The 23946-nt window shown below is 59.1% G+C and carries 13 protein-coding genes and 1 pseudogene; 11 read left to right on the top strand and 3 right to left on the bottom strand.

Features of this window, described 5'->3' with window-relative positions; genetic code table 11:
• Positions 1-105: 105 nt before the first annotated feature.
• Together CW354_RS16065 and CW354_RS16060 are read left to right on the top strand one after the other, a co-directional pair.
• On the top strand, positions 106-2652 hold the full coding sequence (locus CW354_RS16065; RefSeq protein WP_165793771.1) for a TonB-dependent receptor: 2547 nt from the start codon (positions 106-108) through the stop codon (positions 2650-2652).
• A gap of 139 nt (positions 2653-2791) precedes the next feature.
• Positions 2792-3946, top strand: a pseudogene (locus CW354_RS16060) (IS4 family transposase).
• Between the two features lie 221 nt (positions 3947-4167).
• Here CW354_RS16060 and CW354_RS16055 read toward each other — a convergent pair.
• Genes CW354_RS16055 through CW354_RS16045 form a run of 3 tightly spaced genes read right to left on the bottom strand, consistent with a single transcriptional unit; the run spans position 4168 to position 9983 of the window.
• Positions 4168-5601, bottom strand: coding sequence for an efflux transporter outer membrane subunit (locus CW354_RS16055; RefSeq protein ID WP_104831120.1), 1434 nt, complete (start codon positions 5599-5601; stop codon positions 4168-4170).
• 6 nt (positions 5602-5607) lie between these two features.
• The gene (locus CW354_RS16050) at positions 5608-8820 is read right to left on the bottom strand and encodes an efflux RND transporter permease subunit (protein WP_104831119.1); all 3213 of its coding nucleotides are present in this window, start codon (positions 8818-8820) and stop codon (positions 5608-5610) included.
• Entirely contained in the window at positions 8817-9983 is a 1167-nt protein-coding gene (locus CW354_RS16045; RefSeq protein WP_165793770.1) for an efflux RND transporter periplasmic adaptor subunit, read from the bottom strand. The genes CW354_RS16050 and CW354_RS16045 overlap by 4 nt, the downstream gene beginning before the upstream one ends.
• A gap of 113 nt (positions 9984-10096) precedes the next feature.
• Here CW354_RS16045 and CW354_RS16040 point away from each other — a divergent pair, with 113 nt between their 5' ends.
• The 9 genes from CW354_RS16040 to CW354_RS16000 all read left to right on the top strand — a co-directional run bounded on the left by CW354_RS16040 (position 10097) and on the right by CW354_RS16000 (position 23722).
• Positions 10097-10675, top strand: coding sequence for a TetR/AcrR family transcriptional regulator (locus CW354_RS16040; RefSeq protein WP_104831117.1), 579 nt, complete (start codon positions 10097-10099; stop codon positions 10673-10675).
• A 787-nt stretch (positions 10676-11462) separates the two neighbouring features.
• Entirely contained in the window at positions 11463-12041 is a 579-nt protein-coding gene (locus tag CW354_RS16035; protein ID WP_104831116.1) for an RNA polymerase sigma factor, read from the top strand.
• Positions 12013-13095 carry a FecR family protein gene (locus CW354_RS16030; RefSeq protein WP_104831115.1) on the top strand — a complete coding sequence of 361 codons (1083 nt, stop codon included), beginning with the start codon at positions 12013-12015 and terminating at the stop codon, positions 13093-13095. The genes CW354_RS16035 and CW354_RS16030 overlap by 29 nt, the downstream gene beginning before the upstream one ends.
• Before the next feature lie 243 nt (positions 13096-13338).
• Positions 13339-16347, top strand: a complete 3009-nt coding sequence (locus CW354_RS16025) for a TonB-dependent receptor (protein ID WP_165793769.1) — start codon at positions 13339-13341, stop codon at positions 16345-16347.
• Between the two features lie 44 nt (positions 16348-16391).
• Complete coding sequence (locus CW354_RS16020) at positions 16392-17861, top strand: sulfatase-like hydrolase/transferase (RefSeq protein ID WP_104831114.1); 1470 nt, start codon at positions 16392-16394, stop codon at positions 17859-17861.
• Between the two features lie 2 nt (positions 17862-17863).
• On the top strand, positions 17864-19306 hold the full coding sequence (locus tag CW354_RS16015) for a sulfatase family protein (protein WP_104831113.1): 1443 nt from the start codon (positions 17864-17866) through the stop codon (positions 19304-19306).
• A gap of 14 nt (positions 19307-19320) precedes the next feature.
• Positions 19321-20943 (top strand): carboxylesterase/lipase family protein, encoded by a 1623-nt coding sequence (locus CW354_RS16010; RefSeq protein ID WP_207764855.1) that lies wholly within the window; start codon positions 19321-19323, stop codon positions 20941-20943.
• Positions 20944-21076: 133 nt separating this feature from the next.
• Complete coding sequence (locus CW354_RS16005; RefSeq protein ID WP_104831133.1) at positions 21077-22639, top strand: sodium/sugar symporter; 1563 nt, start codon at positions 21077-21079, stop codon at positions 22637-22639.
• Between the two features lie 228 nt (positions 22640-22867).
• The gene (locus CW354_RS16000) at positions 22868-23722 is read left to right on the top strand and encodes a formylglycine-generating enzyme family protein (RefSeq protein ID WP_104831132.1); all 855 of its coding nucleotides are present in this window, start codon (positions 22868-22870) and stop codon (positions 23720-23722) included.
• Positions 23723-23946 lie beyond the last annotated feature (224 nt).

Genomic DNA, 23946 nt, shown 5'->3' with positions numbered 1-23946 from the left:
TGGAATTTAGAGGCTCGAAGGCCATTCTCGAAGCGGAGAAACGCTCAATCAGGCGACATCGGCCGAGCAAGGCTATGCGCATTAACAGAGGCGAAAGGGGCGGAAATGAAACCATCAGGCAAAGAGCGCACATACTTAAAGACCATCAGCCAACTCATGGGTGGAGCCGCCACCGGCGTGTTTTCTATAATAGCGCCAAGTTATGCACAATCAGATGAGATTATCGTCACCGCGACCAAGCGCGAACAGACGCTGCAGGAAGTGCCGATCGCCGTCAGCGTCGTCGACGATCGCTCGATCGAGCAGTCGAACGTGCAGGACCTCTTCGACCTGCAAACTATGGTGCCGTCGTTGCGCATCAGCCAGCTGCAGAATTCATCGCAGACGAACTTCACCATTCGCGGCTTCGGCAACGGCGCGAACAACCCGGGCATCGAAAGCTCGGTCGGCGTGTTCATCGACGGCGTGTATCGCTCGCGCTCGGCGGCGGCGATTCTCGACCTGCCTGTGCTGGAGCGCGTCGAAATTCTGCGCGGCCCGCAATCGACGCTGTTCGGCAAGAACGTGTCCGCTGGCGCTATTTCGATCACGACGAAGCGGCCTGAGTTCGAATGGGGAGGCAATGTCGAAGCGAGCTATGGCCGCTTCGACGAGGTCATTTTCAAGGGCTCGCTGACCGGACCGATTTCGGAAAACCTCGCTTTCCGCATTTCCGGCAGCACCAATAACCGCGAAGGCTTCTATACGAATGTCATCGACGGCTCCGACATCAATGAGCGCGATCGCTGGTCGGTCCGCGCCGATCTCCTGTTCGAGCCGACCGAAAATGTGACTTTCCGAGTCATCGGCGACTACAACAAGATTGATGAAGTCTGCTGCGGCGCCATCCAGATCTTCAACGGACCGGCGACGACGTTCGCGATCGGCGCGCCGCCGCCGGTTGGCCTCGGCCGCGTGATCGACAGTTCCGCCGACCGCGACTTCAGTGTCGCCTATGACGCGCGCGTAGAAAACCGCCTCACCGGCAAGGGCATCTCCGGTCAGATGGACTGGGATCTCGGCGGCGCCGCGCTGACCTCCATCACCGCCTATCGCGAACAGTCGGACTTCTCGGAGACCGACGCGGACTTTTCCGGCGCGGCGATCATCACCAATCCGCAGGATCGCGAATTCAAAACCTTCACGCAGGAGATCCGGCTGGCGTCGACAGGCGACAACACTGTCGACTGGCTCATTGGCGGGTTCTTCTTCGACGAGAAAGTAAACTCCTCGCGCGACGTTATTTTCGGCGCGGACGCCCGCGGCTACACCGACGGCCTGACGGCCCTGCTCGGCGCGCCAGGCGCGCTCGGCGCGTTCGAAGCCGCCCTCATGTTTCCGGCTGGAACTTTCTTCCAGTCCGGCACCGGCGTATTCGGCGATTACCGGTTGGACGATCGCTCCTACTCCGTGTTCGGGCAACTCGATTTCCACCTGACTGACCGGCTGACGCTCTCCGGCGGCGTCGCCTACCTTTATGACAAGAAAGAAGTCATCGGCGACAGTCTGCTGACCGACGCGCTGTCCAATATCGATCTTGTGCAGGTCGGATTCGCCGGCGCCTTCCAGACGATCACGGGCCTGCCGCCGACGCCGGCGAACCTCGGCAATCCGGCGTTCGCCGGCGCGGTTGCCGCGGCGACGGCGATTTCGACGACGGCCTGCACGACGCCGCCGTCCGCTCCCTGCAACTCGGTGCTCGGCCTCGCCCCGCTGCAGTTTTTCGACCCGCAGGTCAACTTCCCGAACGCGAACGAGAGCGGCGTGTTCGAAGACGACAAAGTCACCTACACGCTGCGCGCAGCCTACGACGTCAGCGACTGGCTGAACGCCTATTTCACCTATTCGAAGGGCTGGAAGGCGGCGGCGGTCAACCTCTCCTCCGACTCCTCGCCGCCCGATCCGGTGACCGGCCTTGGCCGCGCCGCGGGACCAGAGGACGTGACGCTTTATGAAGTCGGCTTCAAAGCGAAGTTCGATCAGGGGTATATTAACTTCGCGGTCTTCGACCAGACGATAGAGGGGTTCCAGTCGAACATCTTCATCGGCACGGGCTTCGTGCTCGCCAACGCCGGCGAGCAGTCGGCACGCGGCTTCGAAGTCGAATCGCTCTGGCAGCCATGGGAGCAGCTGGTCGCGACGGCCGGCCTCACCTATCTCGATCCGGAATATGATTCGTTTCCGAATGCGCCCTGCGCGTCCTTTGTCGGCGCGGCACCGGCGGCCTGCCTTGTCCCGGGCGCGTCGACCTTCGACGCATCGGGCCTGCGCCCGGCGGGGATTTCAAAATGGAGCGCGGCGCTGTCGTTGACGTACACCCAGCCGCTGACGGAAACGCTTGAGATGTATCTGCGCGGCGAAGCGGACATTCAGTCCGACGTCGCCACCGTCGAAAACGTTCCAGCCGCGATTTCCTCTCGCAATGTCGAGCAGTTGAACCTTTCGCTCGGCTTCAACTGGGAGAACGGCTTTGAGATCCAGGGCTGGATGCGTAACGCGCTCAACGACAAGTATCTCATCCAATCCTTCCCGACGACCGCGCAGCAGGGCAGCTTTACCGGCTACCTCAACGAGCCGCGGACCTACGGCGTCACCATCCGCAAGAAGTTCTAAGCGGAATTGTCCGCAGACTGAAAAGGCGGCCTGCGGGCCACTGCTGTCCGGTTAAGATTGGTGGACTTGGCGCACGACATTGATTCTATTCGATTCCGAACGTTTCGCGGCGTTTTGGACACGAACGGAGATCAATGTCATGCGGCACGAGAATAGCATGTTTCACCAGCTGGCCAAGGGCATACCGTGGCGTGTGTTTGAGGGCGCGGTCGAGGAATACGGGGCCGATTACCGGATGCGGCGCTTGCGCACGAAGGACCAGTTTCTCGCGCTGCTTTTCAGCCAGCTTTCCGGCGCTGATTCCTTGCGCGGCGCGACCGAAGGCTTATCGAGCTCCGCGGCGCGGCTCTATCATCTGGGGAGCAAGCCGGTTGCGCGTTCGACGCTGTCGGACGCTAATGCGCGCCGTCCCTTTGAAGTCTACCAGCGGGTTTTCGAAGCCATGGCGGCGATCGCGGGGCGCGGCGCGCGGCGGCGTCTTGCCGATACGGTTCGGCTGCTCGATGCGACGAAAGTTCGCCTGTCGAACCTGAGCAGCGACTGGGCGCGGTTCTCCGATGATTTCTGTGCGGTCAAAATTCACATGGTCTACGATCCGCATGAACGCCTGCCGGTGAAGGCGGTCGTGACGCCGGACAATGTCAACGACATCACGGTCGCCCAGAGGCTCGATATTGAGCCAGGCGCGACTTATGTCTTTGATATGGGCTATTTCTGCTATCAATAGTGGGCCGATCTCGACGCGCAAGGATGCCGGATCGTCACGCGCTACCGGCGCAACACGCCCTTCCGGCCTATCGAGGCGCTGCCGACCAAAGAAGGCTCGGCCATTCTTTCCGACGCCATCGGCCATCTGACGGGATACTCCCTGCCATCGCGCAAATGCGCCTTTCAGGATCCTGTTCGGGAAATCCGTGTGCGTATTGAAAGCGGCAAGATCCTGCGTCTCTTCACAAACGATCTCGATGCGAGCGCCGAAGAAATCGCCGCGCTTTACAAGCGGCGATGGGACATCGAACTCTTCTTCAAATGGATCAAGCAGAACCTGAAGATCAAGCGGTTCTTCGGCGTCAACGAGAACGCCGTCCGCACGCAAATCTATGTGGCGCTGATCGCATATCTCATCCTGCATGCGGCGCGCAAGGCCACGCAATGCGCCGTCCGTCCGCAATCCTTCACGCGGCTCGTCCGCCTCAACCTCATGAGCCGCAAATCCATCGACGTCCTCACAGCGCCCCCATCGCCAAAAGCGACAGACCTCCAAAGCAAACAGCTCACACTCGAATTATGCTAAACCGGACAGTAGTGGCCTGCGGGCCGCCTTTTTTTTTGGATTGCACAGCATCTGGCTCTCGCTTTTCCTCCTGCAGTGGCAATCCTGCGATCGGCAAGCAGTTGCACGGCGATTCTGGTGGCCGCAAACTTCATCGGGCGGCGTCCTTCGCATGCCTTAGCGAGATCGCCCACTCAGCGGGCGTAGAACGAAGTGTGCCAGAACTTCCATGCGCAAGAAGCCTAGCCGGCATTTTGCCATAGCGCCTGCCAGCCGCCCCCGAGAGCACGGAACACGTCCACCTGAGCGTTTGCAGCGGCGGCGCGCGCTTGCGCAAGCGCGGCTTCGCTTTCGGCGAGCGTGCGGTCCGCGTCAAGGACGGTCAGAAACGGGTCCCTGCCGGCGCGGTACCGCGCCAAGGCGAGTTCGGCGGCCTCGGCAGCGGCGTCGCGCGCCCGCTCGAGGGACGCGGCGCGTTCCAACGCCCGACCGAGTCGCGATAAGGCGGTCTCTGTCTCTTCCAACGCGGTAAGCACGGTCTGATTGTAGCTCGCGAGCGCGGCTTCGGCGTCCGCCTTCGCGCCGCTCAGCCGCGCCTTTGCGACCGCGATGTTCGGAAAGCTCCAGGTGATCAGCGGGCCCACCGAAAACTGGATCGAGTCGTCCGACCCGATGTTTGACACTTCAAGCGCGGACGAGGTGACGGAGCCGCCGAGCGTGACCTGCGGGAACAGGTCGGCGCGGGCTGCACCGACTCTCGCCGTCGCCGACGCTAATATGTGCTCCGCCCGTCGCACGTCGGGACGGCGCGCCAGCAGGGCGTATCCGTCGCCGACGGGAATTTCGCGGGTCACCGCCGGGATCGCGTCGCACGCCCCGATCGTCGAAAGCATTGTCTTTGGCGTTCGTCCTGTCAACGTAGCGAGGCGGAAAACGGCGCTCTCGCCGGCGGCGCGCAGCGGCGGGATTGACGCGCGCGTCGTCTCCAGCGCCGACTGCGCGCGCGCGACATCGAGACGCGTCGCCCGGCCCGCATCGAGCAGACGTTGCGTCAGTTTGAAAGTTTCTTCCTGCAAGGCCGCCGATTCCTCGGCGACGCCAATCTGAACCTCTGCGGCGCAAAATTCCGCATAGGCGCGCGCCGTCTCCGCAGCAACGATCACGGCAAGATCGTTCAGCGCTGCTTCCGCCGCGCCCAAATCGGCGCGCGCGGCGGCCACAATATTCCGCACCCGGCCGAAGAGATCGAGTTCGTAAGACAGGTCAAAGCCCGTCGAATAGACAAAGTCGTCATCCACCGAGCTAAGCGGCCCGGCGGCGCCGCCTCCTAGGCGCGCATAATCGGCGCCTGCGGAGACTGTTGTCGCCGGAAACAACACAGCGCGTTCGGCGTTCAAGGCTGCTCGCACGCTTTTGAGGTTCGCCGCGGCGGCTTTGAGGTCATTGTTTTCGGCGATTGCGTCTGCAATCAGTTCGTCAAGAGCGGGATCATCGAAGAGCCGCCACCATGCAGTTGGAGACTCCTCAGTAGACACGGGTGCTTTAGAGACGTTGGCGAAAGCTCCGCCCGCGCCGTCGGGAGGGGTCAGCGCGTGCGGCGCCGGCTTCGATACGCACCCGGCAAGGAAGACGGCGATGACGGCGGGGACGACGGTTCTAAGATCGTTCACTAACATCGAGAATCACTCCGCCGGCGCTTTTCTTGCGCCCCCTCCGGCGTCGGACGCATCGCTTTCAACCTCAGCCCATTTCGGAAGGCGCGAGGACAGCCTGCGCATCATCACATAAAAGGGCGGGGTAAAAATCAGACCGAAAAACGTCACGCCGATCATGCCTGAGAACACGGCGACCCCCAGCGCCTGGCGCATTTCCGCGCCGGCGCCCGTCGCCGTCGCGAGGGGGAGAACACCGAAAATGAAGGCGAACGACGTCATCAGAATCGGCCGCAATCGAATGCGCGCCGCGTCGATCGCCGCTTCGCGCGGAGACATCCGTCTCTGGTCCTCCGCCTGCTTGGCGAATTCGACGATGAGGATGGCGTTCTTGGCGGCAAGCGCGATCAGAACGATAAGGCCAACCTGCGTGAGAATATTGTTGTCCATGCCGCGCAAATTAACGCCGATCATGGCGGCGAGGACGCACATCGGCACGATCAGGATCACAGCGACGGGAAGCGTAAAGGCCTCATAAAGCGCGGCGAGAACAAGGAACACAAAAACCACCGCGAGCGTGAATACGGTCAGGCTCGATCCGGAAGCCGCCTTTTCGAGAAACGCGATTTCCGTCCATTCATACGCGAAGCCGTCCGGCAGCGTTCGATCCGCAAGCTGCTCCATCGCATGGAGCGCCTCGCCCGTTGACACGCCCGGGGCCGGCTGCCCCTGCAGCTCGGCCGCCGGAAACAAATTGTACCGGACCACGCGCGTGGCGGACGATTCGTTCGCCAACGTGGCGATCGAGGAAATCGGCGTCATCATGCCCGCTGCCGAGCGCATTTTCAAATTGCCGATGTCCTCGAGAGTATCCCGGAATTCGGATTCCGCCTGGGCGGTGACGCGGTAGGTGCGGCCGAGATAGTTAAAGTCATTTACATAATTCGAGCCGAGATATGTGCCCAGCGTGTCGAAAACGAGCTGCGGCTCGATCCCAAGCATTTTCGCCCTGGTGCGGTCCACATCCACGCGGAGCCGAGGCGCATCCGTATTGAAAACCGAGAACACCTGCTGCACCTCGGGTTCGCCCTGCGCCGCGCCCATCATTGCGCCGGTCGCGCCGGCAAGCGCTGCGTATTCCTGGCCCTCGCGCGCTTCGATCATCATCTTGAAGCCGCTGCCGCGGCCTAGCCCGCGCACCGCCGGCGGCGAGAGCACGAAGACGCTGGCTTCAGGCACGCGTTCGCGAAATTTTGCGGCCATCGTCTGCACGAGCTTTGGCGCTTCAAGGCCGCTGCCCGCGCGGCGTTCGTCGTAGTCCGAAAGGCGAATGAACAGGAGGCCGGCATTCGCAGCCGGCGTAAAAGACGTTCCGTCAAGGCCGGTAAACGCAGACACGCCCGCTATGCCCTCGGTTTCTCTAAAGAGCGCGCGAACGCGTTCCATAATCTCATCCGTTCGCTCAAGCGATGCGCCGGGCGGAAGTTGCACGGCGCTGATGAGAACGCCCTGATCCTGTTCGGGAATGAATCCGGTCGGCGTCGCCGACAGCCGCCACGCCGTCAACCCGATCAAGCCGGCATAAACGATCCCGATCATCACCAGCGATCGCACGAGGCGAGCAGTGAGGCGGCCGTAATTTTCCGAGACCCAGTCGAATCCCCGGTTAAACTTGTCCGCCGCGAAGCGGAGCGGCGCAAGCAGGCCCGGTCGCATGCGCTCTTCCTGCGTGCGGTGCGGTTTCAACAGGATCGCCGCGAGCGCCGGCGACAGGGTCAGCGAGACGATCAGCGATATGACCGAAGCCGACGCCACGGCGACCGCGAACTGCCGATAGAAGATCCCGGGAACGCCGGGCGTGAAGGCGGTCGGGACGAACACCGAGACGAGGACGAGGCCGATCGCGATCAGCGCGCCGGACACTTCCTCCATCGACCTGTACGCCGCCTCGCGCGGCGACAGGCCGCGCCCGATATTGCGCTCTACGTTTTCGACGACGACGATGGCGTCGTCGACGACGATGCCGACGGCGAGCACAAGCGCGAACAGCGACAGAGAATTAATGGAGAAGCCAAGCGCGAGTTGAACGGCAAAGACGCCGATCAGCGCGACGGGGATGGCGATGATGGGGATGACCGCCGCACGCCAGGTTTGCAGGAAAACCACGATGACGAGCACGACCAGGAGGATCGCTTCGAACAACGTATGCTGCACGGCTTCGACGGAGGCTTTGACATATTCCGTTGGATTGTAGGCGATCGAATATTCAACGCCGGCGGGGAAGAAACGTGCGGCGTCTTCAAGTTCCGAAAGAATTTGGTCCGTCGTCTCGAGAGCATTGGCGCCGGGCTGCGCAATGAAGGCGAGCGCCACGCCGCGCTGGTCGTCGAAATAGCCGCGAATGCTATAATCCTCGGATCCAAGCTCGATGCGGGCGACGTCGCTGAGCCTGGTGACCGTTCCGTCGTCGGCCCTGCGAATGACGATGTCGCCGAATTCTTCGGGAGTTTTCAGTCGCCCCTGCACCTGGACAGGGATCTCGAACGCCGGCGCGCTGCCGCCAAAGGGCGGACGGCCGACTGCGCCTGCCGCGGCCTGGACGTTCTGCGCTGCAAGCGCGTTCGTAATGTCGGCGGCGTTCAGTCCGCGCATGGCGGCGCGTTCGGGATTGATCCAGATACGCATGGCGTAATTGCCGCCCCCGAATACGCGTATGTCCCCAACGCCGGCGATCCGCAGAAACCGGTCGCGCAGAAACGAATTCGCATAATTGCCGAGATAATCGACATCGATGCTCGGATCGTCCGACTTCAGCGCCGCGATTAGAAGAAAGTCCGTGGAGGCCTTGTCGACCGCGACCCCGATCTGGCGCGCCTGGCCAGGCAATCGCGGCTCGGCGCGATTGACCCGATTCTGGACGAGCACCTGCGCGGCGTCGAGGTCGGTTCCAGGCTGGAAAGTGATCGTGATCTGCGCGCTGCCGTCATTCGACGACGACGACGACATGTAAAGCATCCCCTCGACGCCGTTGATCTCCTGTTCGAGCGGCGCGACGACCTGCTGCGCCACATCTTCGGCCGACGCCCCGGGATAGGACGCCTGGACGCGAATCGTCGGGGGCGCAATCTCGGGATACTGGGACAGGGGTAATTGGGGATAGGAAAACAGCCCCAACAACACGATCACGACGGAGATGACCAGCGCGAAAATCGGTCGATCGATGAAGAACCGGGAAATGTTCACTCTTGGGCCTCTCCATCCGCCGCCAGTCGGGACGGGGCGTCGTCATCCGTCGCGGCCGGCTGTACCGGCGCGCCCGGCCGCGCCCTTTGAAGGCCGGCGACGATCACGCGATCTTGGCTGTGGAGACCCGATCGGATCACGCGCCGGTCGCCGATCACGGGGCCCAGCTCCACCGAGCGCGTTTCAACCTTGTTGTCTGCGCCGACGATAAAGACCAATCGCCGCGACGCGTCCGTAACGATAGCCGTTTCAGGCACCGTTAACGCTTCATATGGTTCGAACGCGTTCACGCGCGCTTCGCCGAACATGCCCGGCTGCAGCACGCCATCGGGATTGTCTATAACAGCGCGCAGTCTGAGCGTCCCCGCTCGAGGATCGATACGGTTATCGGCGAACGTGACCCGTCCCTTTCGGGAAAACGCCGTTTCGCCAAGCAGCTTGATCTCGATTTCCGCCGCGCCGCTTCTTTTGCGGCCTTGCAAATAATTGAGGACATCCGCTTCCGAAGCGTCGAAAGCAAAGTGAATCGGGTCGTAAGAAACGATCGTCGTCAGAATGTCAGCGCCGGCGCCGCCGCCGGCGATCAGATTGCCAGGATCGATCCGACGCTCGGAAAGACGACCGGCGATCGGCGCGCGAACTTCCGCGAACTCCAGATCGAGCCGCGCCGCACGAAGGTTGGCTTCGGCCGTTTTCACCGCCGCGGCCGCTCTCGCTTCCGCCGCCACGAGCGCGTCCAGTTCCTCCCGCGAAACGCCGCCAATATCGATCAGCTCGTCTGCGCGCGCCCGTTCCTTGCGCGATTGGCTCAGAGTCGAGCGGGCTTGCGCCAGGGCACCTTCGGCGGCCGCGAGCGCCGCCTCGAACGGACGCGGGTCGATCGTGAAAAGCAGGTCTCCCTTTTCGACTTCGTCCCCGTCCTCGAAATGCACGCCCTGCAGATAACCGCTGACGCGGGCGCGAATGTCGACGGCCTCGATGGCTTCGAACCGCCCCGTATAGCGGAGCCAGTCTGTGACGGCTTGCTCCTGCGGCTTCTCGACCACGACTTCCGGCGCAGGCGGCGGACCTTCTCCTACGCCGTTTCCGCATCCTGACGCCAGGACGCCGAAGGCGGACGCCGCAAGGCATCTGGCAAGCTGCGCGCGCGTTCTTCCAGTCAATCTCTTTCCTCCGTTGCGACGCAACATATGTCAACCGCTGTTGACAATTCACTAGCGCTGCGCCAAGTGAATTGTCAACAGCCGATGACAAAATAGGGTCCCGATCTGAAGGAATGATGAACAGCGCCGTCCAACCGACACGCTCGCGCAAGGCGGAACGCACGCGCGACGCCATCCTCGCCGCCGCCCGGGCGCTTTTCGCCGCCGACAGTTATGACGATGTGGGCGTTCGCGACATCGGGATGGCCGCCGGAATCGATCCGGCTTTGGTGATCAGGTATTTCGGCTCAAAGGAACGTCTCTTCGCCGAAGCGCTCGAAACGGGCGCCGAAGACATGGACCTGTTCAATGGAACGCCCGAGGAATTCAGCGAGCGCGCCGCAGGGATCCTTGTCGAGCCCAAAGACGGGGCCAAGCTTCAATCATTTCTGATGATGCTGCAGTCCGCCACGTCGCAGAAAGCCGCGCATTTGACGGAGCAATATCTCGACCGGCGATTGCGGGAACCGCTCAAGGCCTGGCGGCGGAAGGATTACGATCCTGTCCAGGCCCAGCTTGTATTGAGCGTCATTCTGGGAACCGCTCTTTCCAGGACAATTTCGCCGCATTTCAAAATGTCGCAGGGTGAAAAACGCAAGCTGCAAACGGCTCTGAAACGTCTGCTCATTTATTGTCTTGATACAGATTTATGACGCAATTTCAAGCGGGCAGCGCCGTTGCATCGAGAAATCCCGAAATACGAACATTGGCTCCAGCATCGGCCAACGATTCATACAGAGTTGACTCTCGGTGGTGCCGGCGGACGCTTGCGACCAGCATTCATCTCGCCCGAGCCGATAAATTGGAACTCGGCGCTTTTCTCCAGGGACCGCGTCTCACACAAATAACACGGTGCCGATCAGGGGCGTCTACGCAATAAGGATCAAAGCAGCGGGTTCTGAACGTTATACATGCATCTGCTCGGTGACGGCGGGAAAAAGCTCTCTGAGACTGTCGGCGGACGGCGCACCCTTGCTGCCTCGACGCTCTCCTGAATGAAAACGGTCCTGACGAGCGCCGCGACGGCGAGCGCTGCTTCTTCGGCGCGCTTGAGGAGATCAGCTCTGAGAAGCGACGGTGTTCGTGACGGTTTTGCCGGCCATGGATCGAATGCATCTGCACGGCTACACCGATTAGGCTCGGTGACACGGTCCGACCGTCTCCCGTCGCTCCGTAGTGGCGGCGCATGACGGGATTTTCATTCGGCGTGCAACGCGTAGGCCGGCGCCTCGATGTCGTGTGGCGAGCGGGGCGAAGCAGGGCTGACCGGCTTGCGGCCAACAAGGCAAGTCTTCGGAGCGGCGGCGCTAGTCTTGCGGCGCTGGTTGGCGAGGTCTACTGTATGAGGGCGATACTAAATGAACGAATAAGCAGCGGAGGCTCGCGGTTTAACGCGCTAGAACTCGCGAGTCGCTCCCAAGACGACAGGGGCTTACGAAGATGGCAAAAAACGGCCGAAAAGAATTACATGCAGCCATCGTCGCGGCTGAGCGGAGAATTTGGTCGTTCTTTCGCCGAAGACTGCGCTCTGCCGTCGATGCGGACGACTTAACGCAAGAGGTCATTCTAAGAGCGCTGCGTGCGGCTGAACAAAACGAGATCGAACAGCCGAAAGCCTTTCTCTACGGCGTGGCGAGGAACGTGCTTCTTTCCAACGCGACGAAAAGATCCAAGGCAACACTCCAATATATAGAGGATTTGTGCGGCGGTGAAGACTTCACTAGTGGCGTCTCTCTCGAGACTGAGATTGACGACCGGGAAAGATGGCGAGAGTTTGCAGAGGCTGTGAACGGGCTGCCGGAACAGTGCAGGAAAGTGTTTATACTCAAGAAGGTTTACGGATATTCGATGCGTGAAATCTCCTCTCAACTTGGGATATCTCCCAGCACGGTTGAAAAACACGTCGCAGCGAGTTTGAAGCGTTTGGTTAAGCTCCGGATGGCGAGGGACGCATCAGAATCTTCGCTTGTCAAATGGAAAGCGGTTCAAGGTGGCGGCAGGAACGGTGCCCCTGAATAAGACGATCAGTAGCGACGAGCAAGTCGTTTCCGAAGCGGCGGCCTGGATTGCGCAGATTGAATCCGGACCTATGTCGCAACAGGACCGTGCGGCTTTAGGCGAATGGATTTCCAGAAGCCCTTCCCACAGGATCGCTTTACGTCAGTGCGCACGCGCATGGGCCGATTCCGAAAGGTTGGCGGGCTTGGCGCTGTATTTCGACAAAGCGCGGCGCGACCATCGAAATTTTGTGCGTCCGTGGCGACGGGGCGTTGGGCTCCGCGTGACGGCGGCGTGTCTGGCGATGGCTGCGGTTTTCGCTTTCCTGCTATTTTCAGACCGCGTAAACAGGCCGTTCGGCGAAAATGCATCGGTCGTCATCGCCACCGGGCGCGGCGAAACCGACAGCGCTAAGCTGCCGGACGGGTCTCTTGTCTCGGTTAACTCCTTCTCCAGGGTTGAAGTCTCGATACGGGAGCACGCGCGCGAAGTGCTGCTGGAGGAAGGCGAAGCACTGTTCCAGGTTGCGGCCGATGCGGAACGGCCGTTCACCGTGTATGCTGGCGATCGCGCTGTGCAGGCCATCGGCACGGTCTTCAGCGTGCGCTATGATGGGATGTCGACAGTCGTCGCCGTGCTCGAAGGATCGGTTCGCTTGCTGCCGAAAAGCGGCGTTGCGAATTGGCCAGGCGGCCGCAAAGCGACGGGCGAAGTGAAGGCGATCAAACCAGAAGCCGTGATAGTAGCTGGCCAAGAATCCATTACCACCCCGAATGCTGGAACGAAAATTGAACCAATTCCTGTTGCGAAGCTGGAACAGCGCGCGACGTGGCGGTATGAGAAGCTGGATTTCTCTGGCGAGCGATTGGGGTTCGTCCTCTCGGAGATCTCCCGCTATACGGAAACAAACTTTCAGCTGGCGGATAACGACCTCGCCGATATGAAGGTCGGGGGCGTATTCCAGCTGTCGGACGCCGACCAAGCTGTGGACGTCATTGTCGACGGTCTCGGGCTTGAAACAGAAAGCCTCCCCAATGGAGAGGTGTTGATCAAGCGTCGTGTGGATGGAGAATAATTTTTCGGATTTGGTAGAGGATTTTGCTTGCCGGAAAGACTAAAGGTTAGTCACCAAGCGATAACGGCGGCAAAAAAGGGAGGCAGGGGCATTCGAACATTTTGTGTGTGCTGTGTGGCAGTGTTTCTGTACATGCAGTGCTCAGCTTTCGCGGCAAGTATAAGGCGCTTTGACGTCGATATTGGCCGTGGCGAAGCCGCGGAAACCCTCAAGGCTTTGGCGGAGGCGGCTAGCGTATCAATAATGTTTGACCTAGAAACAGTCAACGGCGTGCGGACCAATGGGATTCGGGGTCGGCTGACTGTGGACGAAGCCCTTGCCCTCATGCTCGACGGCACTGCTCTGCGTGGCGCTCAAACGGACAGGGGCTTTATTGTGATTGCCCCTTCCGGAAACCGGGAGGGCAAAAGGATGAGCAGGCGACTAGCGAGACTCGGATTGTTGGCGGGCGCGAGCGCGATTGCAACGACAGCTGCGGCTCAGGATGATCTGGCGAACTCCGAAAGTCACGATGTGATCGTCGTGACGGGAATCAGGAGCAGTCTGCAAACGGCAAATGAGAGAAAGAGATCGGCGGACAGTCTTATCGACGGTATCGCAGCGGAGGATTTGGGAAAGTTTCCGGATCAGAACGTCGCCGAGTCGCTTCAGCGCGTCACCGGCGTTACGATCAACAGGGTTGCAGGCGAAGGCGCTGAGATTACTGTTCGCGGCTTCGGCCCGGAGTTCAATTTGGTGCGTCTGAACGACCGGACTCTTGCGACGGTCACTGAAGAAAGAAGCTTCGACTTCCAGATTCTCCCTTCGGAACTTATTGTCGGCGCCGACGTTGTCAAGAGTCCGACGTCTAACATGTGGGGCGGTTCGATCGGCGCGAATGTCAATCTGCGCACGGCGAGGCCCCTCGACGGATCCGGCTTGACGCTGGTCGGATCTGCTCAGGCGCGTTATCAGGATCTCGGCGGGAATTGGGGGCCGCGCCTTTCCGGCGTCTACAGTCAGACGTTTGCGGACGATACGTTCGGCCTGCTCGTCGGAGCGACCTATGAAGACAGAGTCATACGAACCGAAGAATCTCGGAATGGGGAAGGAGAGGGACTAGGAAATGGTTGGTTTTTGTTTGATGGCCCGGTAGGTGGTCCTGGAACAGAGGTCCGCCAGTTCCGCACGCCAGCGCGAACCGGTCAGAGTTTCACCGAAGACGATCGCCGAAGGATCTCCGTTCTTGGCACGATGCAATGGCGGCCTTCCGACCGACTAGAAATGACGCTCGACGGGTTGTTCGTCGACTTTCGGCGGAACGCCAATCTACAAGGCATCATAGCGCCGTTGCAGTTTCCGACCTTCGATCCAGCGAATCTGGTCATAAATGAAAACGGAACAGCGGTTTCTTTCACCAAGTTCTTCGCGCCTTTGGACATTCGGTTCGAAACGAGTGATGCGGAAAGCAAGACATATGCGCTCGGCTGGCGCGGAACCTATCAAGCATCGGAGGCCGTCTCATTTAATGCGGATGTCTCTTGGTCCCTTGCGGATGCGACAAACACCTCAGTTCTCATATCGCCAGGCATTCTCGACAACAACCCCGTCAACAACCCTCTGCCGGGCGGAACGGCGAATCCTTCATTTCGTGTAAATACTTTGAATTGGGAAAATGGTGACATCCCGACTTGGGGGGTGAGTTTCGACCTTACCGATCCAACCAACGCTCGCGCACATGTTACGCGGCACCTTGCCGACGAACTTAGAGACGAAGTGCTGGAGGTTGTGCTTGACGGGAAAATTGAAATTGAACGCGGATTCATTCGTTCGGTTCAGGCCGGTGGATTTTACTCTGACCGTTCCAAGTCGGATCTACCATTTAATAATGGAGTGGCGCCTAATGGCCAGGACGGACCGCTTGGAGGCAATATACCGGGCTGGGTTCTCCCCGGGTCGCCGTTTGCCGCACTTGGTCTGATCAACACGAGCGGGCGCCGGATCCAGCCGCCAGCTGAATTGTTCAGTCCAGTAACTATCGATGACCTGCTGAACCAGTCTGACGCAGAGTTTCCCAAAGACTTCCTTCTGATAGACGTCGATGGCTACTGCGACTGGCTGCGCGAGAACACGGGTAACCTGAATATCTGTACGCTTCAACGGCGTTCCGAATTCCGAACTGGGGTGGATGAAGCGATATACGGCGCCTTCGTTCGCTTAGACTTAGCGGGCGAACTCCGCACCATGCCGTTCTCTGCGAATTTGGGTCTGAGATTTGAAAAGACCGAAACGACATCGTCAGGCCCATTCGCGGAGTTGATCAGTCTTGTTGCTCAGAATCCAGACGGCTCGTCCTCGGAGCTGTTCGTAAACACCTCTCCCACCGAAATCATTGATGCAGAGAAACAGTACTCTAACGTCCTTCCGAGCTTCAATTTTGCGATGGAACTCGCCTCAAACACGATCTTCCGCTTTGCGGCCGCAAAGGTAGTTTCGCGCCCAACCTTGGCTAGCATTGTCCCCGGTCAGACATTTCCGTCTCGGAATTTCGAGAATTTTCCACGGATCGCGAACAACCCCGATCTGGACCCATATGAAGCGTTTCAGCTCGACGGGTCCTTAGAATACTATGCCGAGAACGGAAACGCCTTCTCTATATCTCTATTCTACAAGGACATTGCAACTTTCATTTCACAGCAAACTGTGCTCATCGACTCCGGTTTCGACCACCCGGCGTTTGGCGATATAATCATCCGCGATCAGCGGCCGCGCAATCGGCCGGGCGGGACCGTTCAGGGCTTTGAGTTGGCCGCCTTAGTGAACTTTGATTTCCTTCCGGGTTTTTTAGAAAACTTCGGTGTGCAAGCCAATTATACTTTCGTGTCCAGCGAAGACGATGCTGCAAACGCCGAGCTCGCTGATCTGCCCTTGGCGAAGGTTCCAGATACCGGCTTGGAGGGATTTACACCTCATTCGTACAACATTGTCGGGTTCTATGAAGACGAGCGCTTTAGGGCGCGCATTGCGTGGAACTGGCGGGACACATTCCTCGAATTTCGTTCCGGAGCCGAAGGCATTGCGACGCATATCAACGCCTATGGACAGCTTGACGCCGGCTTCGGTTTCAAAGTCAATAATCATTTCGAATTGACGGCCGAGGCCAGCAATTTGCTTGACGCAAATACAATTCGCTTCGCCGACATTCGCGAGCGGGTATTGTTGAATGAGTTTACGGGCCGGCGGATATTTATCGGCGTTCGCGGCACGTACTGACCTTCAATGTTGCTTTAGCGATGCAGCGATAGTGAAAGCATTAGATGATGAAGCTAACCAAACTCGCGACTGCCGTGATTGGGTTTGTTTTCGCCTTATCCACTATGAATGCCGGCCCGGTGTTGGCCTCCGAGATGAAGCCGAATGTCGTTATTCTTCTCGCCGACGACCTAGGCTATGGCGACCTCGCGACCTATGGGGGCAAGGCGCAATCGCCGAACATCCAGACGCTCGCCGCGCGCGGCGCCATGTTGACAGACTTCTACGCAGCGGCGCCCGTTTGCTCACCGTCGCGTGCAGGTTTGATGACCGGCATGTTTCCAATGGCCACCGGCATTCATACGTACATTCGGGCGCGCCGCCCCGATCGCGATCTCGCCGAAGAACAGGTATGGCTTTCAGACTCGTTCCCTACAATGGCCGAGATGTTGAAGGCGGCGGGGTACCAGACCGCTCATTTTGGCAAGTGGCACCTCGGCGCCTACCCGGCAACGGCGTCGCACCCACATCCGCAGCCGCCCGATCATGGTTTCGACTATTCATTCGGGACTCCGAATAACGCCGCGCCAAGCCATCGGAATCCGACAAATTTTTCCCGGAATGGAAAGCCCGTTGGCGAAATCAAAGGGTTCTCCGCACAGATCGTCGTCGATGATGCGATTGCCTGGTTGCGGAGGCGTGATCCCGATACGCCATTTTTCCATTATATCGCGTTTCACGAGCCTCATTCCCCGATTGCATCTCCAGACCACCTGATCGAGCGCTATACTGAAGCGGGATTTGATCCGGCGAAGGCGGAGTATCTTGCAAATGTCGAAAACCTTGATGCGGCGATTGGGCGATATCTTGACGCATTGGCCGATATGGCGCTCACGGAAAGCACGATTGTCATTTTTCTTTCGGACAATGGCCCCATCAAGCCCGGCAGCGCAGGGAAACTGCGCGGCGAAAAAAATCTTGTCTACGAGGGCGGCATTCGCGTTCCCTTTGTCGCCGCAGGACCAGAAATCCCGAAGGGCGTCTTCAGCGTTCCTGCCAGCGCGATCGACCTGCTGCCGACAATCAGCGAACTTGCCGGGGTCGATGACGACAACTGGCGCGAGCGCGATGGCGTCAGCCTACTGCCCTTCCTTCAAGAGGCGGCGACCAATCGCCCGCGGCCACTGGTCTGGTTTTTCTACCGGAACAAGCCGCAGGCGGCACTGCGCTCCGGTGATTATGTGCTTGTCGCCTCATTCGATGACCCGAAACCGAGAACGCACTTCATCGCCGCTGAGGATCAGGAAGACATTCTGCAAATGCCAGCCAAGCTTGATACGTTTGAACTTTATGACATACGCAATGATCCGGACCAGACTGACGATCTCGCCGCTCGTCTGCCCGCAACGACCCGCATGCTGGCGCTGGAGCTTAAGAAAATTCTAGCCAACGAGCTTGGCGAGGCGCCGGTCTGGGGAAGACTGCCGAGCCGAAAAGGCTGGCCCCAACGCGTTCAGAACTGGCCGCAGGAGTAGCTATGAGAGCCGCTATATCATTTCTGTCGTTCATTATCATTGCGCTTTCGACTGCACACGCGGCTGACCGGCCCAATGTCGTTCTGATCGTCGCTGACGATCACGGCCTCGACGCCATCGGCGCATACGGCAACAAAGCTGTGCAGACACCAAACCTAGACCGGCTCGCAGCGGAAGGCGTCCGGTTCACGAATGCGCATGCGACGGTGTCGAGTTGCAGCCCAAGCCGCTCTGTGTTGCTGACAGGCATGCAAAGCCACTCGAACGGCATGTACGGCCTCCAGCACTGGGAACATCATTTCAGTTCGTTCGATGATATAAAATCACTGCCGGTTATGCTGACCAATCACGGTTATCGGACCGGGCGCGTCGGGAAAGTGCATCTTGCGCCAGACGCTGTTTACAAATTCGACAGTTCGCTTTCGGAAGGCCCGGCTAACGACATGGCGTCCGTCGCGCGCAGCCCAATCGAAATGGCTGAACTGTCGGAAGGCTTTATTGCTGCGGACGGCCCTTTTTTCCTCTACTTCGCAACAGATGATCCGCACCGCGCATTTCCCTTTGACACGTATCCAGCGCCGAACAGTTTCGGCAATCGCGATGAAGGCTATCCGGGCGTCACGCACGTCGCATATAATCCGGAAGACGTGACTGTTCCGTCCTTCCTTCCAGACATTCCGGCCGTGCGGGCGGAGCTGGCGCAATATTACACGTCTGTTTCGCGTCTCGATCAGGGCGTAGGCGCGCTGTTGTCGATCCTTGAGAAGCATGGAAAGCTCGACAATACGGTCATCATTTATCTCTCGGACAACGGGATCGCGTTTCCCGGCGCCAAGACAACGCTTTACCAATCAGGCATCAATCTGCCATTGATCATCCGTGACCCGGAGAGCCGCCGCAATGGCGGCGACGTCAGCGACGCGCTGGTGTCATGGATCGACATCACGCCTACAATACTTGACTACGCGGGGGCGTCCGACATTGGGGAAATGGTGAGCGGCCTATCGCTGAAACAGCATATTCAAAAGGGTCGAAAACTAAGGCGTTCAGCAATCTTCGGCTCTCATACTTTCCATGAAATTCACATGTACTACCCGATGCGAATGATCCGTACAAAGCGATACAAGCTCATCCACAACATCGAGTCGGCGCTTGATTTTCCGATGGCGCTCGATCTTGAGCAATCGTCCAGTTGGCAGGCGTTCTTGCGAACCGGAAAAGATCAATATGCGGGCCGTTTTATGAAGGACTTTTTTGAGCGGCCTGAATTTGAGCTCTTTGACCTCGCTGAGGATCCGAAAGAACTCAAGAACCTTGCTGGCGATCCTGAATATCGGGAGCTTCTGGAAGAACTGAGGGCGGAACTCAGGAAATTCATGGTTGAAACAAAAGACCCCTGGTTGTTGGCGCTGGATGAACAGCCGGTTGATCGTAAACACAATTAGGCGAGTGCATTTCAATGAAAAGCAGGCTTCAAAGAACAGCTCTGTTGACGCTTTCCTTTGTATTTCTTGGGAGTTCCGCGTTCGCCGAATTGACCATGGAAAAGGAAGCGGTAATCGAGATCGACGGCAGCCGCGTGGTCGGGAATGCAGAAGGAGGCGTTCATTCCTTCAAGGGGTTGCCCTACGCGGCTCCGCCTGTCGGCGCGCTTCGCTGGCGCGAGCCGCAACCGCGTTCGCTGCCCGACACATACGAAGCGACGGAATTTCGTTCCGATTGCATGCAGATTCCATTCGAAAGTATCGTAGCAACGCCGATAGAGACGATGCCTTCAGAGGATTGCCTATATCTCAATGTCTGGCGTCCTCAGCCGGCGCAGGAGAAAAAGGCGTATCCCGTGGTCGTCTGGATTCACGGCGGAGGCTTCGTAAACGGGGGCTCATCGCAGAGCATCTATGATGGAACGGCTATGGCGCAAGGCGGCGTCGTGTTCGTGACATTCAATTATCGTCTCGGCCGCTTCGGATTTTTCACACACCCGGCGCTGACTGCCGCCGCTGAAGGGCGGCTGGGCAACTACGGATTGATGGATCAGATCGCGGCGCTAAGCTGGATCAAAGACAATATTGCAGCGTTTGGCGGCGATCCAAAAAACGTAACGATAGTCGGCGAGTCCGCAGGCGGCGTGTCCGTTCTGAATTTGATGGTCTCACCAGCCGCCCGCGGATTGTTCCATCGCGCGGTCGTTATGTCCGGCGGCGGACGGATCATTCAGGGATTTGGCGGCCGGCATATAAGCGAAGAGCGAAACGGCGTGGCGTCGGCTGAACAGATAGGCGTTACCTTTGCGCGCGCGGTTGGTATTAATGGTGAAGGAAAGGCCGCACTGAAAGCGTTGCGCGAGTTGCCGGCGGAAATCGTTCTCGGTAGTCTGAACCTGCGGACGCTGTTTGCGCAGGATCCGCTTGCGCCGCAATTTTCCGGCGGCCCGTTTATCGACGGTGCAATCATCACAGGGGAGGTCGAAGACCTGGTCGGCGGCGAAAGCGCATTCAGCGGGCCACTGATGATCGGCACAACCGGCGCGGATATGGGCTTTGAGCTCGCGCCGACAAAAGCTCTCTTGTTCGCCACCTTCGGCCAGCATAATAACGCGGCGGAAGCAGCATATGACCCGGGTGGGGGAACAGACCTGCAAACCCTGCGGGACAGGATCGGGGCTGATCGCATGATGCACGAGCCCGCCCGCTATGTCGCCCGACAACATTCTGCATCCGGCGCAAGCGCATATTTATACCGATTTCATTATGTTGCCGAAAGCGTACGCGATGAATGGGGCGGCGCAAGACACGCGTCGGAAATCCCTTATTTCCTTGCAACAGTTCGGGCGCGCTATGGAGGCGAGACGACGCAACTGGATCTGTCGATTGAGCGTGTGACGAACGCTTATGTTCTGAATTTCGCAAGATCAGGCAATCCGAACGGAGCCGGGCAGGCGCAATGGCCGTCGTTCAAGGTCACAATGCAGGAAGTCTTGCTGCGATTTACCGACCAAGGGGAGGCGATCGCCGGCGCCGATCCGTGGGCGGACAGGCTGGATGTGGTTGAGGCGGCCCGCCGTGGCCGCGAAGTTCAATAAGAGCTCCGGCCCCGGCAGCGCGTGCAAAACGCGAATGGAGCCTAAAGATGGTTGGCGTTCTGTAAAGCCATTAAAAGCGTCAGCCCGAATGATCGTTGCGCGACGCGACGCGCATTGGACGGAATGGAGCAATATGGCGCTTGCCCTCTTGGACATTGTCATTGTCATCGGTTACGCGCTTGCACTAATCGCCATTGCAATGCTGGTGAGCCGGGAACAGGCCGGCCACAAGAAAGACACGGCGGACTATTTTCTCGCCGGCAAGGCGCTGCCATGGTGGGCGATCGGCGCGTCGCTGATTGCGGCGAATATTTCAGCTGAACAGATCATCGGCATGTCGGGTTCGGGCTATGCGATCGGGCTTGCCATTGCGTCCTATGAATGGCTGGCGGCTGTAACGCTCATCGTCGTGGGTAAATTCTTTCTGCCGATTTTCTTGAAGCGCGGCATCTACACTATGCCGCAGTTCTTGGAGCAGCGCTTCGGCCCCGGGGTCAAATATGTGATGTCAGTCTTCTGGCTGGGGATTTACACTTTCGTCAATTTAACGACGATCCTGTGGCTTGGCGCGACGGCAATCAACACGCTCACCGGCGCAGACATGATACTCGGCATGATCCTGCTCGCCATGTTCGCCGCGGCCTATTCGCTTTATGGCGGGCTCAAGGCCGTGGCGCTCACCGATATCATTCAGGTGGTGTTGCTCATACTCGGCGGCGCGCTGATCACGCATATTACGCTGACGCAAGTCGGCGACGGCTCGATCTGGGGCGGCTATCAGCGCTTGATGGCGGAATTCCCGGAACGCTTCGACATGATCCTATCGAAGGACAATCCGCAATACGCCAATCTTCCAGGACTCGGGGTCATTCTTGGCGGTATGTGGGTGATGCATTTTTCCTATTGGGGCTTTAATCAGTACATCATCCAGCGCGCGCTCGGGGCGAAAAGCGTCAAGGAAGCGCAGACGGGCATCATGTTCGCTGCTTTCCTGAAAATCTTAACGCCTTTCATCATCGTCGTGCCGGGGATCGCCGCCGTCGCGCTCGCGCCGGATCTCGGCAGACCCGACCAAGCCTATCCGGAAATAATGAAGCTCGTGCCTGCCGGCGCGCGCGGCCTGATCTTTGCGGCGCTGATCGCGGCGATCGTCTCATCGCTCGGTTCGATGATGAATTCGATCTCGACGATCTTCACGATGGATCTCTACCGGCCGCTTTTCGGCGAAGGCAAGACCGAACGCCAGCTTGTGCGGGTCGGGCGCATCACCAGTTTTTCCGCGCTCGTCATCGCCGTCATTGCGTCGCGGCCGTTGCTCGCCGGCGCCGACCAGGTGTTTCAGGTGATCCAGGAATATACCGGCTTCTTCACGCCCGGCATTGTGGCGCTGTTCGTGCTCGGCATGTTCTGGAAACGGGCGACGGAGTTTGGCGCGCTCGCCGCGGTGATCGGCTCCTTCATCCTGTCGCTGGCGTTCAAGATCTGGCTGCCGGAAATGCCGTTTATCGACCGGGTGGGAATTGTGTTCCTCTTGTGCCTCGCCGTCGGGGTGCTGCTTTCTTACCTACAAAAGCCCGACAGCGCCGAGAAAACCGTGAGGCTCGGCGATATCTCCTTCAGGACTGGTCCGGGCTTCAATCTCGGCGCCGTTATCGTCGCGGCCATCCTCATTTTGCTTTACGCGTTACACTGGTAAACACAAATTCGCTCGGCGTTGAGCAACAGCCGTGAACGAGAGGTGGCGCAAGGATCGCGGAAAATGAAAACAAATTCGCTCTTGCTTCGATTGCCGGCTTATTACTCCGGTTCGGCGGCTCGGGTCGCAATCCTCACGGGCGCGTTTGCCGCCGCAGCGTGCGGCCAATCGCCGGAATCTTCAAATAAAAGCGCCGCCGCCTGCGCGTTGCAGGAAAGCGGCGGAGAAATGTCCGTCTCACTCCCGTCAGGGACGGTTATGATCGGCGAAGACGGCGTTTATCCGGAAGAAGGCCCGACCAAGAAAGTTAGCGTCGAAGCCTTCGAGATCGATCGCACGGAGGTCACGAATAAAGAGTTTCGCGAATTTGTCGAGGCGACCGGGTATGTAACCCGCGCCGAGCGCGGCCTTGACGAAAACGTGGCGCCAGGGCTGCCGGCGGCGTTTTATGCGCCCGGCTCAATTGTGTTCTCCCCGCCCGAAGCGCTGGATGTCATGGAGCCCTCCGTCTGGTGGCGATTTACGCCCGGCGCAAGCTGGCGACATCCTTATGGGCCCGGCAGCACGATCGAGGGAAAAGACCGCTATCCGGTCGTACACGTTACATATGAGGACTCCGTCGCCTACACAAACTGGAAGGGGCGCCGACTGCCGACGGAAGCGGAGTGGGAATATGCGGCCACGGGCGGTGTCCATTCCAAAACCGCAGCGCCATCCGCGAATTTCTGGCAGGGCCTATTTCCCATTATAGACACCGGCGACGATGGATTTAAGGGGATTGCGCCGGTGGGATGTTTCGAACCGAACGAATATGGCCTTTATGACATGGTCGGAAATGTCTGGGAGCTTACTTCGAGCGTTTATTATCCAAGTCATGAGGCGGAACGGTTTCGGGCGGAATTTCCTTCTGGACACGATCCAAACCAGCGCGGCGTTCCCGTGCATGTCATTAAAGGCGGTTCTTATCTCTGTGCGGAGAATTACTGCTTCCGGTACCGTCCGCAATCGCGCCAGCCGCAGGATGCATATCTCGCGACCTCGCATGTCGGCTTTCGAACCGCGAGGGATGTATCCATCCGGTGAGTACCGCGGGGGCGCCGAGATGGGAACGCGTTGAAGGGAGCAACGTTGAATTTTGCGAAACATATCGCAACTGTGGACGGCGCTGAGGACAGATTGGGGGAGGCCGGTCGCGCACGCTGATAGCGCAGCGTACGCCGGCGGGGCGCGCGATCGTGTTTACGGTAATACGGGTACGGAAGGTTCAGGCGGCTTGAGCGGCTTCAGCGTCGCGGCGCCAGTTCCAC

It is taken from the genome of Hyphococcus luteus, assembly GCF_002943565.1.
In the GTDB taxonomy this organism is placed as follows: domain Bacteria; phylum Pseudomonadota; class Alphaproteobacteria; order Caulobacterales; family Parvularculaceae; genus Hyphococcus; species Hyphococcus luteus.
The sequence above is the reverse complement of the archived record's forward strand: the minus strand, read 5'-3'. Positions and strand labels throughout refer to the sequence as shown.